Genomic DNA, 14,374 nt, shown 5'->3' on the forward strand with positions numbered 1-14,374 from the left:
ATGAAACCTCAGGCTTTGGGAAGTGATATGCGGAAAACGGTGCGACCGGGGCGGCTGTCCAGCGCGATCCACGCCCCATGGTCAGTGATGATTTTCGAGACAAGCGCCAGACCAAGGCCTGTGCCGTTCTCGCGCCCCGAAACGAAGGGTTCGAACACCTCGTCTGCAATGTTTTCGGGGATGCCGGGGCCGTCATCCTCGATCTCGATCTGCAATGGCAGGCTGCGGCCCGCAGGCTCGGCCTCGGTCGGGGCCATCCGCAGCGTGCCGTCATAGAAACTGCGCATTCGGATCGTGCCGGTGTCGCGCCCGTCGCGCTTGATCGCCTCGGCGGCGTTCTTGACCAAATTCAGGCAGACCTGCACAAGCTGGTCGTTATCCGCCAGCGCAGCCGGCAGCGAGGGGTCGTAGTCGGGCACGATCTTCAGCCCCTTGCCAAATCCAACCATGGCCGAACGCCGCACACGCTCCAGCACGTCGTGAACGTTCACCTCGGTCAGTTTCGGGGCCGAGGTGTCGCCAAAGCGTTCCACCTGATCCAGCAATTCCACGATGCGGCGAGATTCCGCGACGATCAGATCGGCAAGGTCGCGGTCTTCGGGGGCAAGGTTCATGCCGATCAGCTGCGCTGCGCCCCGGATGCCCGCCAGCGGGTTCTTGATCTCATGCGCCAGCATTTCCGACATGCCGATGGCCTGACGCGCGGCGGAACGCACGGCGCGTCCCTGCCCAAGCCGCCCGGAATTTTCGCTGGGCGCGATCATCACCACGCTGCCGCCTTCGGGACTGGGGACCGGACCTGCATGGATCGTGCCCACGCGGTCGGCATGTCCGCCCAGCCCGTCCCCGATTTCAAAGCGCACGCCGGAACGGTTCAGCCCCTCATGCCCTTCGCGCACGCGGTCCAGCATTTCCGACATCGGCGGCACGATGCGCAGCCGTTTCTGAATCTCGGGGCCCTCAAGCGGCAGCCCCATCGCCGAGCGGCGCGAGACGTTCAGGAACGCCTCGGCCAGATCGTTCATGCCCGCGATGCGACCCTGCGCGTCGATGATGATGGCGGGCAAGGGCAAGGCAGACCAGTTCGGACCCACCTCGGCCGGAACGAAATCCGGGGGGATTTCGGACAGCTCGCCGCGACTGTCGGCTCTGGCCTTGACCCGAAATCTCATGCGGCCCCCTGTGCGTCGGCAAAACCCGCGCGGATCGCCGCCAGCGTCGCCTGAACCGAGGTGGCGCGCATCAGTTCCGCCCGGTTCGGCGCACCGTTCGCATCGGCATACCAGCCAAGATGCTTACGGGCGACACGCAGGCCCAGTTCATTGCCGTATAGCTGCAGAATATCCTCGTAATGCTGTGAGATTGCGTCGGAAAGCGCCCCACCCTGCGGGATGGTCGGCGCAGGCGTGCCCCAAAGCTGATGCGCGATCTGCGCCAGCTTCCATGGCTGGCCCTGCGCACCGCGACCGACCATGACGGCATCGGCCCCCGATTGCGCCAGCGCTTCGCGCGCAGATGCGGCATCGACCACATCGCCATTCGCGACCAGCGGCGGACGCCCCGGCAGGTTGGCCACCGCGCGGATCCGCGACCAGTCGGCACTGCCCGTATAGAACTGCGCCCGCGTGCGGCCATGCACGGTCAGCATCCTGATCCCTGCGTCGCGCGCCCGCGCCGCCAGTTCCGGCGCGTTCATGCAATCCGCGTCCCAGCCCAGCCGCATCTTCAGCGTCACCGGCAGATCGGGGACGGCAGCGACCACGGCATCGATCAGCCCCAGCGCATGATCCAGATCACGCATCAGGGCCGCGCCCGAAAGCCCGCCCGTCACCTTTTTGGCCGGGCAGCCCATGTTGATGTCCACGATCCGCGCGCCCATGCCCGCGACGATCCGCGCGGTTTCGGCCATCACGCCTGCCTCGCGCCCCGCGATCTGGACGCTGACGGGCAACACGCCTTCGATCAGCGCCTTGGCCCGGACCGAGGCACGGTTGGACGGGCGCGGCGTCACCATTTCGGACGAGGCGACCATTTCGCTGACCATCAGCCCCGCCCCGCCGTGACGCGCAACCGCGCGGCGAAACGGCAAATCCGTGATGCCCGCCATGGGTGCCAGAAAGACCGGCGGCCCAAGCTGCGTGTCGTTGAGAATGATGGGTTCAGGCAGGCTCATGTGGCAACTCGTAGGGTGTCGGTCAGGAATGCGAAAGAAAAGGGCGACTGCCTGATCGACAGGCTTTCGTGTCCTTGCGGTATCTGCTGGTTTTGCAGGCTTAATGCCTAAATACCGTGCAGTCTTTAATCCGTCAAATGTCGCAGTCGTGCTTGCGGCGCGTCGCAGCGGCACTGGCATCTGTGCGGGTCAGATATTAACTCTGACGCAAGCAAGGAAGGGTAGCGCGCCATGTTTCTGTCGGTCTTCGACGTCTTCAAGATCGGGGTGGGTCCGTCATCGTCCCATACGATGGGGCCGATGGTGGCGGGCGGACGCTTTCTGGACGGGCTGCGCGCCCAGCCGTTCAAGGCGCATGGGCTGCGCGCCAGCCTGCATGGCAGCCTTGCCTTTACCGGCAAAGGGCACGCCACCGACCGGGCCACGATCCTTGGACTTGCGGGTTTTCTGCCCGAAACCATGGATGCCGAAGCCGCCGAGGCGGCGCTTGCGGCGAACCACGAAACCGGCATCCTGTCGCCCGCAGGTCTGGGCGATCTGGCTTTTGATCCGGCGCGCGATCTGATCTTCGACTTTGACCGGGCGCTGGCCGGTCATGCCAATGGCATGATCCTGATGGCCACCGACGCGCAGGGCGACGTGATCTTTCAGGAGGTCTATTACTCGATCGGCGGCGGCTTCGTGATGACCGAGGCAGAGCTGGCCGCCAAGGGCAGCGACACCCGCAGCGACGACGCGCCCCGCGTGCCCTATCCCTTCTCGCTTGCTGCCGAGATGCTTGAGATGGCTGAAAAATCGGGCAAGACCATTGCCCAGATGAAGCGCGAAAATGAACGGGTCTACCGCTCGGACGCGCAGATTTCGGCGGGGATCGAACGGATCTGGCAGGTGATGCGCGATTGCATGGACCGCGGCCTTGCGACCGGGGGCATCCTGCCGGGCGGGTTGTCGATCCGCCGCCGCGCCTCGGGCATCCATGAGGCGTTGAAGGCCGAGGCGGGCATGAACCTGACCGCCCCCCATGTCATCAACGACTGGATGTCGATCTATGCGATGGCGGTGAACGAAGAAAACGCGGCGGGCGGACAGGTGGTGACCGCCCCCACCAATGGCGCGGCGGGCGTCGTGCCTGCGGTCATCCGCTATTGGCTGGACCATGTGCCGGGCGCCAGCCTGCGGCAGTTGGACGAATTCATGCTGACCGCTTCGGCGGTGGGCGGGCTGGTCAAGCACAACGCCTCGATCTCGGGTGCGGAATGCGGCTGTCAGGCCGAGGTGGGCAGCGCCAGCGCCATGGCAGCGGCCGGGCTGTGCGCCGTGCTGGGCGGCACCCCCGAACAGGTGGAAAACGCCGCCGAAATCGCGCTGGAGCATCACCTTGGCATGACCTGCGACCCGGTGCGCGGGCTGGTGCAGGTGCCCTGCATCGAGCGCAACGGACTGGGCGCGATCAAGGCCGTTTCGGCGGCCAGCCTTGCGCTGCGCGGCGATGGCAAGCATTTCGTGCCGCTGGACGCCGCAATCGAGACTATGCGCCAGACCGGCCTCGACATGTCCGAAAAATACAAGGAAACCTCGCTGGGTGGTCTGGCCGTCAATGTCCCGAACTGCTGAGACGGGCAAACGCGCAACTAACCGCGCAGGATTGGGCGGCATTTACGTAGTTTGGCGCTGAATGCTTGCCCAAGCCGGGGGGTTCCTGTAGCCAAGAAGGCATAAGGAAAACCCAAGGAACCGGGACAGAGCAGATGAAATTCCGTTCGGCTTTCGCCGTGCTGTCGATGACAGTTGCGCTTACCGCTTGTGGCGAACTGCCCTTTCAGCAGTCCGATGAACCCGAGGTCGCGGCGCATTCCGGCCCGCCCACCGTTTCGCCGCTGGACGCCCCGATCGAAACCGGCACCGAAGGCACCGCAGTTTCGACCGCCGAAGCCAGCACCATGAACACCGCAATTTTCCGCGCCGCCGGTTCCGGCTGGGTGGTGACGGCAGGCGACAAGCTGGCCGTCTACGAACGCCCCGGCCAACGCTCGACCGGCGTGACCGTGCGCCGCATGACTTATGGTCGCGGCGTCGAATTCATCGGCACGATGAACGGCTCGGTCTTCTCGCTGAACGTCCGCGCGGCGGAATGTCAGACGGGTGACGCCAAGACCCCCTTCACCGCACAACTGCGCGTGGGCACGCAGCGCCTGAGTGGCTGCGCCGCACCGACCGACAGCGTGCCGAAGCCGCAGGTCCGCGCCTCGTCCGCAGCACCGACGCCCAAGAAAGCCGCGCCGAAGCCCGCAGCACCTGCCGCGAAACCGGCCGAGGCCGCGACGACCCCGGCGGCAAGCAGCACCGCGCCTGTGACCGAGCCCGCGACGACGCCCGCGACCGAGGCACCGGCCACGACGACCGCGCCGGAAACCCCGGCAGTGACGCCCGCACCGGCGACCACGACGCCCGCGCCTGCAGCGCCTGCTGCGGCGGCACCGGAAGCACCCGCGACGCCTGCTCCGGCAGCGCCTGCGACCCCTGCGGCTGACGCGCCTGCGGCTGAAACCGCGCCTGCCACGGCCCCCGACACCACCCCGGTTCCCGAAACGGTGCTGCCACCGGCACCGACCTCGACCACCGAATAAGCCAAGCCACCGGCCCGTGCGTCACAAGATGCGCGGGCCTTGCTCCGCAGACGCCTGCGGGATGCCATCTGAGAGGACACGCCGATGCGCGCCCATTCGACCCTGACCCGCCGCCTCATGGCCTCGACCATGCCGGTGGCGCTGCTTCTGAGCCTTGGGCCAGCCGCGGTGCAGGCTGATCCGTTGATCGGCCGGAATTACAATTCATATGGCCTGCCGGGTGCCATCGACACGCCTTCGGCAGAAATGTTGCCGGATGCCACGCTGGGCGCCACGCTTAGCTATTCCGATCTTGCGCGCCGCAATACGCTGGTGTTTCAGGCCCTGCCGCGCCTGACCGTCGCGCTGCGCTATGGCCGGTTCGACATCACCGATGACGGCATCGGTGAGCCGACGAACGATGAACGTCGCGGCTATGTCTGGGACCGCAGCTTCGACCTGCGCTATCAGTTCATGGATGAAAACCCGAACGGCTGGCGTCCGGCCATGGCGATCGGGCTTCAGGATTTCATGGGGACGGGCTTTTACAGCGCCGAATATATCGTCGCGACCAAGACCATCAATCCGCGCCTGCGCGTCAGCGCCGGTCTGGGCTGGGGACGTCTGGCAAGCTCGGGCAGCATCGGCAGCTTTGGCGACCGCGGTGGCCCGGACGAAGATACGGGCGGCAAGCCCAATGTCGATCAGTGGTTCCGCGGCGATGTCGCGCCCTTTGCCAGCGTGACCTGGCAGGCGACCGACAAGCTGGCGCTGTCCGCCGAATATTCCGGTGACGACTATGCCTGTGAAACCGGCGATGCCGACAATTGCGCCCGCGAAATCTGGGTGGGCGACAAGGACGAATTGTCGAACAACATCAACCTGGGCGCGACCTATCAGATGGGACCGAACTATCAGCTAGGCGCCTATGTGCTGGGCGGCAAGCAGTTCGGCGTGCAGTTCAGCGTGGCAATGGATCCGCGTCAGGCGCCTTTCCCCTCGGGTCTGGAAAAAGCGCCTGCCCCGGTGCGCGCACGTCCCGCGCCGTCCGCCGATCCCGATGGCTGGTCGGGCGCATGGTCGGCAGACCCGACCGCGCAACCCGCGATCCAGAAAGCACTGGGCGACGCCCTGTCGAAAGAAGGGCAGACGCTGGAATCGATGGCGCTGGACGCCAATCGCGCCGAAGTCCGCATCCGCAACAACCGCTATATCCAACAGGCCGAGGCCGTGGGCCGCACCGCGCGTCTTATGACCCGCGCCCTGCCCCCCTCGGTCGAGACATTCGTCATCACCTCGTCCGAAGACGGACTGCCGACCAGCTCGGTCACGCTGCGCCGTTCGGATGTCGAGCGGTTGGAGAACAGCGAAGCCGGGCAGATCGCCAATGTCGCGGTGGTGACCGACGCCGATCCGCGTCCGGGCAATCTGGTGCTGAACACTGAAGAATTCCCGCGCTTCCGCTGGGCGATCAAGCCCTATGTCGCGACCTCGCTTTTCGACCCGGATGAACCGTTCCGCTATGAGCTGGGCGCCGAGGCGGTGATGGAATACGAACTGACGCCGGGTCTGGTCCTTGCGGGCAGCGTGCGCCAGCGCGTCGCAGGCACGACCAAGCAGGAAGCGCCGGGCGGCATGGACCCGGATGAATACGAAGATCTGGACACCGATTACGATGCCAATGGCGTGCCGCGCGTGCGTTCGGACAGCCGGATGTATTCGGGCAACAAGCGCCCGACCATTCCGCGCCTGACGCTGGCCTATTACGCCAAGCCGACCGAGACGGTTTACACCCGCCTGACCGTCGGCCTGCTGGAACGCAGCTTCGGCGGCGTCTCGGCCGAGGCGCTGTGGTATCCGACCAATTCGCCGCTGGCGCTTGGTGCGGAAATCAACCGCGTCAAGAAACGCGATTTCCGCGATGCCTTCAGCTTCCGCGACTATGAGGTCACGACCGGGCATGTGTCGGCCTATTACGAATTCCAGAACGGCATCACCGCCGAACTGGACGTGGGCAAGTATCTGGCGGGCGACAATGGCGCGACGCTGACCGTTTCGCGCCAATTCGCCAATGGCTGGAAAGTCGGCGCATGGGTGACCAAGACCGACATGTCCGAAGAAGACTTCGGCGAAGGTTCGTTCGACAAGGGCGTGACCATCTCGATCCCGCTGGGCTGGGGCACGGGCGACCCGTCGCTGCGCCGCGTGGGTGGCGACATCCGTTCGCTGTCGCGTGACGGTGGCTCGCGCCTGCGTGTCGATGGGCGGCTGTACGACAAGGTCCGCGAAAGCCAGTCGGGCCAACTTTACCAAGGTTGGGGGAGGTTCTGGCGATGATCGGAACGACGATGCGTTACGCAATCGGCGCGACGGCGCTGGCCATGCTGGCCGCCTGCGGCAACATGAGCAGCCAGGACTCGATCGCGGGCAAGCTGGTGCAGGCGGCGCGGCAGACGGTGGACAGCCGCAAGGCCGACGCCACCCCCGCCCAGCCGCGCGACCCGAACGAAATGGCCGCGACCGCGCTGCGCGTGAACAAAGGCCCGCTGATCCTGGTCGGGCTGGAAAGCCAGGGCTCGACCCAGGTGATGGCCATGACCGGCGAAAATGCCGGGCAACGCACCTATATGACGCCGAACGAACAGGCGCTTGTCCTGCGCGGCGGGATGCTGGTCGGCACGCGCGGCCTGGGGCACGACCTGTCGGTCGCGGATTCCGCGCAATCGGCGGCGCTGATCCGCGCCAGCCGTGGCGGCCAGACCCAGCGCGTCATGCGCTACTGGACCGGCGACGGGCTTGAGCGTCCGATGACGCTGACCTGCACCATCGGCGCGGGCCCCCGGCCCGGCGTCATGGTGGAAAGCTGCGAGAATGGGCCGCTGACATTCCAGAACAACTACATGGTTCAGGGTGGGCGCATTACGGTGTCGCGCCAATGGATCGGCCCGAATCTGGGCTACGTCACCATTCAGGAACTGCGCCCCTGATCACCTGACACCTGCGCCCCATGCGGGCGCGGGTCGCCTTGGTTCGAAAATGCAAAAGGCCCGCAGCGATGCGGGCCTTTGTCGTTTTGCCTTTTGGTCTGTCGCGCCGCACCCGAAGGGGCACTTACAGCCGGATGCCAAGGCAAAAGGTCATGACGCAATGGTAAAGGGCTGACCCGAAGGCCAGCCCTCCTGTACCAAGCTTCCTTGCGGAAGATTAGTTGGTCGAGTCGTCATCATCATCGTCGTCGTCCGAAGCGACGGCGGCGATGACGCCCAGCAGCAGCAGGGCGGGGACGACGAGGCCAGCGTTCGACGAAGCGGGCTTCTCGTCAACGACGACCGGCTCAACTTCGACGACGGGGGCGACGTAGCCGCCAGCGAGAGCGGACGATGCGGTCAGGCCGAGGGCCAGCGCAAAGGTAGCAAATTTGGTCATGATCATGCTCCGTTCAAGTACTTTGAAGGCTGCAGTTTCCAGCAGCATCGTTGCGACAGTCGCATAAAGCCAATGACTTGGAAAGCTATCTTGAAACGCCATTCTTTCGCGCTGCGCCAAACTGTTGCATATTCGCCAACACCTTGGACGGTCGGCGGCAAACCGCCCGCCGACTGGCCGGTTCCCGCCGCGGCGATATGCGCCGGGAATTGGCCTACTTCCTGTAAGCTACCAAGGAAACGGCATAAATTGCTGCGGAAACGACGATGATCGACGGTCCGGCGGGCGTGTCCAGCCGCAAGCTGGCGAAAAGTCCGCAGACCACCGCCAAGGCTCCGATAAAAGTTGCGGAACCAGCCATCTGTTCAGGCGTTCTTGCGAATCCGCGTGCTGCGGCAGCGGGCACGATCAGCATGGCCGAGATCAGCAAGGCCCCCACGATGCGAATCGCAATGGCCACCACAATGGCCAAGGCAAGCGACAGGATCAACCGCTCGAATTTCGGATTGATGCCTGCGGCGACCGCCAATTCCTCGTTGACCGAAGCGGTGATCAGCCGCTGCCAGCGCCAGACCAGCAGGCCCAGCACGGCCAGCGCGCCGCCCCAGATCCAGACCAGATCGCTGCGCGTGACGGCAAGGATGTCGCCAAACAGAAAGGCATCAAGGTTCATGCGCAGGCCGGGGATGAAACTTGCCGCCAAAAGCCCGGTGGCCAGCGCGGAATGGGCGATGACGCCCAGCACCGTATCCATCCCCTGCCCCCGGCCCGTCAGCCAAGCGACCAGCAACGCCATGCCGACTGCGACGGCCAATGTCCCCAGATAGAACGGCATCGAGAACGCAAAGCTTAGCGCGACGCCAAGGATCGCGGCATGCGAAGTCGAGTCGCCGAAATAGGCCATGCGCCGCCAGACGACGAACGACCCCAGCGCCCCGGTCGCCAGCACAAGGCCCAGCCCCGCGATCAAGGCGCGGATCAGGAAATCGTCAAGCATTCGGTCAACCTTCGCGATGGTGGTGGTGGTGGCCGCAATCGGGGCCGTGGACATGCTCCTCGACATGGTCGTGGTCATGGTCATGATGGTGGCGGTAAAGCGCCAGCGTGCCCTGCGCCTCGGCCCCGAACAGGGCGCGGTATTCAGGCGCGGCACTGACCACCTGCGGCGTGCCTTCGCAGCAGACATGCCCGTTCAGGCAGATCACCCGGTCCGAGGCGCGCATCACCACCAGCAGATCATGGCTGACCATCAGCACGGCCACGCCGGTTTCCTGACGCACTTCCTCGATCAGGCGGTAAAAGGCGACAATGCCGGGCTGGTCCAGCCCCTGCGTGGGTTCGTCCAGCACCAAAAGCTGCGGATCGTTCAGCAGCGCACGGGCCAGCAGGACGCGCTGGAACTGCCCGCCCGACAGCGCCGCAATCTGGCGCTGTTCCAGCCCCGGCACCCCCGTGCGCTCTAACACAGCCGCTGCTTGGGCATCGCTGACGCGCGTCGGCAGCGACAGGAAGCGGCGCACGGTCATGGGCATGGCGCGTTCGATATGGACCCGCTGCGGCACATAGCCGATGCGCAGGCCCCGCGCCCGCTCGACCCGCCCCGAGGTCAAGGCGACCTGCCCCAGCAGCGCCCGCACCAGCGTCGATTTGCCCGAGCCGTTCGGCCCCACGACTGTCACGATCTCGCGCGGTTGGATGCCCATGCTGACATGCGACAACACCGGCAGATCGGCGCCGGGATGGCTGACGGTCATGTCGCGGGCCTGAATCAGCGCGGCGGTCATGCCTGTCCTGCCTTGGCGCAGGCCGCGCACAGGCCCAGCAGTTCGATGGTGCTGCGTTCGATGGTAAAGCCGTTCTCGGCCCCCAGATCGGCCAGCGCGCCGCGAAGGGCGGCGCTTTCCGCCTCGGCCACCTGTTCGCAATTGCGGCAGATGAGGAAACTGGGCGCATGGTCGCGCTTTTCCGACAGGCAGGCGGCATAGGCGTTCAGGCGGCGCACGCGATGGGCAAAGCCCTGCTCGACCAGAAAGTCCAGCGCACGATAGGCGACGGGCGGCTGCTTGCCATACCCTTCGGCCGCCAGACGCTCCAGCACGTCATAGGCCCCCATGGCGCGATGCGATTCAAGCAGGATTTCCAGTACGCGGCGGCGCACCGGGGTCAGGCGCACGCCTTCGGCGCGGGCCTGTTCCTCGGCGCGGGCAAGGACGGTCGCCGTGCAATGGGCGTGGTCATGGGCATGAAACGGATCGACCGGATGTGTGTCGGACATTTCGTTATATTATCACATTTCTCTTGACGGGTTACGATATAACATAAATAACCACGGCGTTTCTGCAAGAGAGCCTGCCCATGACCCGTATATCCCGCATCCGCCTGTCCCTGTTCGCCAGCGCCGCCCTTGGCCTGACCACGCTGCCCGCATTGGCAGAGGTGCCGAATGTCGTGACCGACATTCCCGCCGTCGGCGCACTTGTTGCGCAGGTGATGGGCGATCTGGGCAGCCCCACCGTCCTGATGGAGGCGGGCGGCGACCCGCACCATTACCAGATGCGCCCCAGTCAGGCGCGCAGCCTGCAAAACGCCGATCTGCTGGTCTGGATCGGGCCAGAACTGGCCCCCTGGCTGGTCCGCCCGTCCGAGGCGCTGGCGCAAGGTGCGTCGATGCCGCTGCTGGCCGTTCCCGACACGCGGCTGCGCGAATATGCGGGTGACGGACATGATCACGGCGACGAACACGACCATGACCATCCCGAGGATCACGATCACGACCATGCCGCGCATGAGCATGAGCATGAGCATGAGCATGAGCATGAGCATGAGCATGACGACCACGGCGATCATGACCACCACCATTCCGGGACCGATCCCCATGCATGGCTGGACCCCGAAAACGGCAAAATCTGGCTTGCCGCCATCGCCGAGACCCTGGCCCAACGCGACCCCGACAATGCCTCCGCCTATCGCGCCAATGCCCAACAGGGCGTGGCCGATCTGACCGCGCTGGACACTGAACTGAAAGCCACGCTGGAGCCCGCCATGGGCAAGCATTTCGTGGTCTTCCACGACGCCTATGGCTATTTCACCCAGCATTTCGGCCTTGAGGCAGCGATCCCTGTCAGCCTTGGCGATGCCAGCACGCCCTCGGCCGCGCGGCTCAGGGAAATCCAGACCCAGATTCGCGACGCGGGTGCAAGCTGCGCCTTTCCCGAGGCGAACCACGATCCCAAGCTTTTGCATGTGGTGACCGAAGGCACCGGCGCCCGCGAAGGCGCGGCACTGGACCCAGAAGGCAGCACGGCGGGCGAAGGCGCGGCGCTATATGCCGGGATCCTGCGCAACATGGGCACAGCTTTTGCCGATTGCCTGAAGGACTGACGGAACAGGGGGTTTCCTGCCACGCCCCTCCGCGGGGCAGGAAAAGGGGGCGGATGCCGGGGCTGGCATCCGCCCTTTTTTCATGCCTGCCGCCCCGCCCTAATGGCCTGATTCAAGGGGTTTTGCTGTGCGGAATAATTCCCGACTATTTTCCTTTGACATATCTCATGATTTTTGTCAGGTTAATGTCACCGCGCTATCAAAGGAACGAGGAATTGGATATGACCGCGACCCGCCCCGCCGAATTTTCCCGCCCCGGCGCAACCGCGCTGCAACGCCTGCCGGAATACGATGCCGAAGTGCTGACCGCTGGCGGCAATCAGGCGCTGATCGTGCTGGGCGATCAGGTCTATAACCTGCGCATCACCCGCGCGGGCAAGCTGATCCTGACCAAGTAATTCCCCGCGCAGGCCGACTACCTGCCGGATGCGAAAAGGGCGCGGATAGCCCCGCGCCCTTTCCGATAAGAACCCACGTTGCCCTGCAGCAATTGCCCGGCAACTTGTCTGCGGCAATCAGCCGCGACGCGGACCTTTTCCCTCGGGTCGCGTCCCCTTGCCGGGGGCGCGATCTGTGTTTCTGGGACCACCTTTGCCCGCGAAACCACCGGGTTTGCCAAAGGGCTTGCCGCCCGGCTTGCCACCGCGCGATTCGGGTTTGCCGCCAAAGGATTTCCGCTCACCATCGCGTTTCTCGAACGGTTTGCGGTCGCCGTCTTCGCGGCGGGCATAGGGTTTGCGATCCCCGTCCTCACGCTTTGCATAGGGCTTGCGGTCGCCCTGCGGACGGTCGCCGAAGGAACGACGCTCACCATCCTCGCGCTTGGCGTAAGGCTTACGGTCGCCATCTTCACGGCGGGCAAACGGCTTGCCCTCGCGCTTGGCAAAGGGACGGTCGCCATCCTCGCGTTTGGCATAGGGCTTGCGGTCGCCCTGCGGACGGTCGCCGAACGAACGGCGCTCACCATCCTCGCGCTTGGCATAAGGCTTGCGGTCGCCGTCCTCGCGCTTGGCAAACGGGCGGCGGTCGCTTTGCGGGCGGTCGCCGTAAGGCTTGCGATCACCGTCTTCGCGACGCGCGAAAGGTTTACGATCCCCGTCCTCGCGCTTGGCGAAAGGCTTGCGGTCCCCCTGCGGGCGGTCGCCGAACGAACGGCGCTCACCATCCTCGCGGTTGCCGAAGGGTTTGCGGTCGCCATCCTCGCGGCGGGCGAAGCGGCGCGGACGCTCATCGGTCGATTCGTCACGGCGCCCGGCACCGCGTTCGCGGAAATCGCGGGGCTTGGCATCGGTTTCTTCGCCGGTCAGCAGTCCGCCAAGCTGGTCACGCAGCACCTTGCGCTTGACCTCGCGGACCTCGTTCTCCTCAAGGCCGGTCAGCTTGAAGGGGCCGTAACCGATGCGGATCAGGCGGTTCACGATCAGGCCGACATGCGACATGGCGCGGCGGATCTCGCGGTTCTTGCCTTCGCGGATGCCGACGGTCAGCCACGCATTCGCGCCCTGCTGGCTGTCCAGCGCAATCTCCATCGGGGCGAAATCCTCGCCATCAATGGTCACGCCGCGGCGTAGGGGGGCAAAGGTCAGATCGCTGGGCGTGCCGTTGACGCGCACGCGGTAACGACGCAGCCAGCCGGTGGTGGGCAGTTCCAGCCGCCGCTTCAGCTCTCCGTCATTGGTCAGCAGCAGCAGACCTTCGGAATTCAGGTCAAGCCTGCCCACGGTCATCACGCGGGGCAGGTCGCGCGGCAGCGCATCAAAGACCGTCTGGCGGCCCTTTTCGTCGGATTCCGAGGTGACCAGACCCAGCGGCTTGTAATACATCCACAGCTTGGTTTCCTGCGGCTCTTCCAGCTTTTTGCCGTCCACGGTGATGCGGTCGGCGGGGGTCACGTCCAGCGCGGGGCTGTCGATTTTCTTGCCGTTCACCGTCACGCGACCCTCAAGGATCATGCGTTCGGCATCGCGGCGGCTGGCAACACCGGCGCGTGCAATCACCTTCGCGATGCGGTCGGCGGTTTTCTTGACGGAATCGTTGTGTTCTGGCGTGTCGTTCATGGCGATCTCCTGCGCATCTCTGCGGTGGCAAAGCGGGCTATCTAGTCCCAACGCCGTAAATATGGAAGCGGTTCTTGCGCGATGAAAGAAGTCGCGTCAGAAAACCGCATGGATTTCGCATCTCATATGCCCGAGGCGCTGGCCCAAGCGCATGCTGCAGCGCGGCGAGGCGAGGTGCCCGTGGGCGCCGTGCTTGTCGGGCCTGACGGGCGCGTGCTGGCCCGCGCAGGCAACCGCACCCGCGAATGGTCGGACCCGACAGCCCATGCCGAAATCGTGGCGATCCGCGAAGCCTGTCGCATATTGGGGTCGGAACGCCTGCCCGGCTCGCAGCTTTGGGTGACGCTTGAGCCGTGCCCGATGTGCGCCGCAGCTATTTCCGCAGCCCGGATTTCAGTGGTTTACTACGGTGCGGACGATCCGCGCATGGGGGGCGTGCGGCACGGCGCGCGGGTGTTCGATCACCCGCAATGCCATCACCGCCCCGAAGTGATCGACGGCATTTCCGCAGCAGAATCGCGCCGTATTCTGCAGGACTTCTTTCGCGAACGCAGGGGCAGTGGCAGTGTAGATGACTGAGGCTTGCGCTGCGCTGCAGCATCTTTAGGATGCCTGTCCAACGAACATTGGGGGGATTGATGTTCAACAAGATTCTAGTGGCGAACCGTGGCGAAATCGCGATCCGCGTCATGCGCGCGGCGAACGAGCTTGGGAAGAAGACGGTTGCCGTT

Annotated in this window: 15 protein-coding genes; 8 read left to right on the forward strand and 7 right to left on the reverse strand. The window is 65.1% G+C overall.

Annotated features, from left to right (window positions below; translation table 11 throughout):
• Positions 1 to 8: 8 nt before the first annotated feature.
• Positions 9 to 1,172, reverse strand: a complete 1,164-nt coding sequence (locus FN835_RS18545; RefSeq protein ID WP_142664730.1) for a two-component system sensor histidine kinase NtrB — start codon at positions 1,170 to 1,172, stop codon at positions 9 to 11.
• Positions 1,169 to 2,173: a tRNA dihydrouridine synthase DusB gene (dusB, locus tag FN835_RS18550; RefSeq protein ID WP_142664731.1), complete on the reverse strand. Its 1,005-nt coding sequence runs from the start codon at positions 2,171 to 2,173 to the stop codon at positions 1,169 to 1,171. The genes FN835_RS18545 and dusB overlap by 4 nt, the downstream gene beginning before the upstream one ends.
• A 231-nt stretch (positions 2,174 to 2,404) precedes the next feature.
• On the opposite strand from dusB, the gene FN835_RS18555 reads away from it, so the two are divergent.
• From FN835_RS18555 to FN835_RS18570, 4 genes are all read left to right on the forward strand, one after another.
• On the forward strand, positions 2,405 to 3,787 hold the full coding sequence (locus tag FN835_RS18555; RefSeq protein ID WP_142664732.1) for an L-serine ammonia-lyase: 1,383 nt from the start codon (positions 2,405 to 2,407) through the stop codon (positions 3,785 to 3,787).
• A gap of 134 nt (positions 3,788 to 3,921) precedes the next feature.
• Entirely contained in the window at positions 3,922 to 4,800 is an 879-nt protein-coding gene (locus FN835_RS18560) for a hypothetical protein (RefSeq protein ID WP_142664733.1), read from the forward strand.
• Positions 4,801 to 4,884: 84 nt separating this feature from the next.
• The gene (locus FN835_RS18565; protein ID WP_142664734.1) at positions 4,885 to 7,116 is read left to right on the forward strand and encodes a YjbH domain-containing protein; all 2,232 of its coding nucleotides are present in this window, start codon (positions 4,885 to 4,887) and stop codon (positions 7,114 to 7,116) included.
• A gap of 11 nt (positions 7,117 to 7,127) precedes the next feature.
• A complete protein-coding gene (locus FN835_RS18570; protein ID WP_246098803.1) occupies positions 7,128 to 7,766 on the forward strand; it encodes a YjbF family lipoprotein in 639 nt (212 codons plus the stop codon).
• 217 nt (positions 7,767 to 7,983) lie between these two features.
• Here FN835_RS18570 and FN835_RS18575 read toward each other — a convergent pair whose 3' ends face one another.
• From FN835_RS18575 to FN835_RS18590, 4 genes are all read right to left on the reverse strand, one after another.
• Positions 7,984 to 8,205, reverse strand: a complete 222-nt coding sequence (locus FN835_RS18575) for a hypothetical protein (protein ID WP_425467487.1) — start codon at positions 8,203 to 8,205, stop codon at positions 7,984 to 7,986.
• 214 nt (positions 8,206 to 8,419) lie between these two features.
• Entirely contained in the window at positions 8,420 to 9,202 is a 783-nt protein-coding gene (locus FN835_RS18580; protein ID WP_142664736.1) for a metal ABC transporter permease, read from the reverse strand.
• Positions 9,203 to 9,206: 4 nt separating this feature from the next.
• Positions 9,207 to 9,989, reverse strand: a complete 783-nt coding sequence (locus FN835_RS18585) for a metal ABC transporter ATP-binding protein (protein ID WP_142664737.1) — start codon at positions 9,987 to 9,989, stop codon at positions 9,207 to 9,209.
• Positions 9,986 to 10,480, reverse strand: a complete 495-nt coding sequence (locus FN835_RS18590; RefSeq protein ID WP_142664738.1) for a Fur family transcriptional regulator — start codon at positions 10,478 to 10,480, stop codon at positions 9,986 to 9,988. Before FN835_RS18590 ends, FN835_RS18585 begins: the two co-directional genes overlap by 4 nt.
• 80 nt (positions 10,481 to 10,560) lie before the next feature.
• On the opposite strand from FN835_RS18590, the gene FN835_RS18595 reads away from it, so the two are divergent.
• Together FN835_RS18595 and hemP are read left to right on the forward strand one after the other, a co-directional pair.
• Entirely contained in the window at positions 10,561 to 11,586 is a 1,026-nt protein-coding gene (locus tag FN835_RS18595) for a zinc ABC transporter substrate-binding protein (protein WP_142664739.1), read from the forward strand.
• Positions 11,587 to 11,807: 221 nt separating this feature from the next.
• Entirely contained in the window at positions 11,808 to 11,984 is a 177-nt protein-coding gene (hemP, locus tag FN835_RS18600; RefSeq protein WP_142664740.1) for a hemin uptake protein HemP, read from the forward strand.
• A gap of 117 nt (positions 11,985 to 12,101) precedes the next feature.
• Here hemP and FN835_RS18605 read toward each other — a convergent pair whose 3' ends face one another.
• A complete protein-coding gene (locus FN835_RS18605) occupies positions 12,102 to 13,643 on the reverse strand; it encodes a pseudouridine synthase (protein ID WP_142664741.1) in 1,542 nt (513 codons plus the stop codon).
• A 108-nt stretch (positions 13,644 to 13,751) separates the two neighbouring features.
• Between FN835_RS18605 and FN835_RS18610 the strand changes: the two genes are divergently transcribed.
• On the forward strand, positions 13,752 to 14,222 hold the full coding sequence (locus tag FN835_RS18610) for a nucleoside deaminase (protein ID WP_142664742.1): 471 nt from the start codon (positions 13,752 to 13,754) through the stop codon (positions 14,220 to 14,222).
• Positions 14,223 to 14,281: 59 nt separating this feature from the next.
• Positions 14,282 to 14,374 (forward strand): biotin carboxylase N-terminal domain-containing protein (locus FN835_RS18615; RefSeq protein WP_142664743.1); only part of this gene is annotated, 93 nt, incomplete at its 3' end.

The organism is Paracoccus laeviglucosivorans, from assembly GCF_900182695.1.
GTDB classification, from domain to species: Bacteria; Pseudomonadota; Alphaproteobacteria; order Rhodobacterales; family Rhodobacteraceae; genus Paracoccus; species Paracoccus laeviglucosivorans.

Bases quoted from the DNA above. Each gene is read 5' to 3' on its own strand.
- FN835_RS18545 (WP_142664730.1), bottom strand. From the start codon at position 1,172: ATGAGATTTCGGGTCAAGGCCAGAGCCGACAGTCGCGGCGAGCTGTCC.
- dusB (WP_142664731.1), bottom strand. From the start codon at position 2,173: ATGAGCCTGCCTGAACCCATCATTCTCAACGACACGCAGCTTGGGCCG.
- FN835_RS18555 (WP_142664732.1), top strand. From the start codon at position 2,405: ATGTTTCTGTCGGTCTTCGACGTCTTCAAGATCGGGGTGGGTCCGTCA.
- FN835_RS18560 (WP_142664733.1), top strand. From the start codon at position 3,922: ATGAAATTCCGTTCGGCTTTCGCCGTGCTGTCGATGACAGTTGCGCTT.
- FN835_RS18565 (WP_142664734.1), top strand. From the start codon at position 4,885: ATGCGCGCCCATTCGACCCTGACCCGCCGCCTCATGGCCTCGACCATG.
- FN835_RS18570 (WP_246098803.1), top strand. From the start codon at position 7,128: ATGCGTTACGCAATCGGCGCGACGGCGCTGGCCATGCTGGCCGCCTGC.
- FN835_RS18575 (WP_425467487.1), bottom strand. From the start codon at position 8,205: ATGACCAAATTTGCTACCTTTGCGCTGGCCCTCGGCCTGACCGCATCG.
- FN835_RS18580 (WP_142664736.1), bottom strand. From the start codon at position 9,202: ATGCTTGACGATTTCCTGATCCGCGCCTTGATCGCGGGGCTGGGCCTT.
- FN835_RS18585 (WP_142664737.1), bottom strand. From the start codon at position 9,989: ATGACCGCCGCGCTGATTCAGGCCCGCGACATGACCGTCAGCCATCCC.
- FN835_RS18590 (WP_142664738.1), bottom strand. From the start codon at position 10,480: ATGTCCGACACACATCCGGTCGATCCGTTTCATGCCCATGACCACGCC.
- FN835_RS18595 (WP_142664739.1), top strand. From the start codon at position 10,561: ATGACCCGTATATCCCGCATCCGCCTGTCCCTGTTCGCCAGCGCCGCC.
- hemP (WP_142664740.1), top strand. From the start codon at position 11,808: ATGACCGCGACCCGCCCCGCCGAATTTTCCCGCCCCGGCGCAACCGCG.
- FN835_RS18605 (WP_142664741.1), bottom strand. From the start codon at position 13,643: ATGAACGACACGCCAGAACACAACGATTCCGTCAAGAAAACCGCCGAC.
- FN835_RS18610 (WP_142664742.1), top strand. From the start codon at position 13,752: ATGGATTTCGCATCTCATATGCCCGAGGCGCTGGCCCAAGCGCATGCT.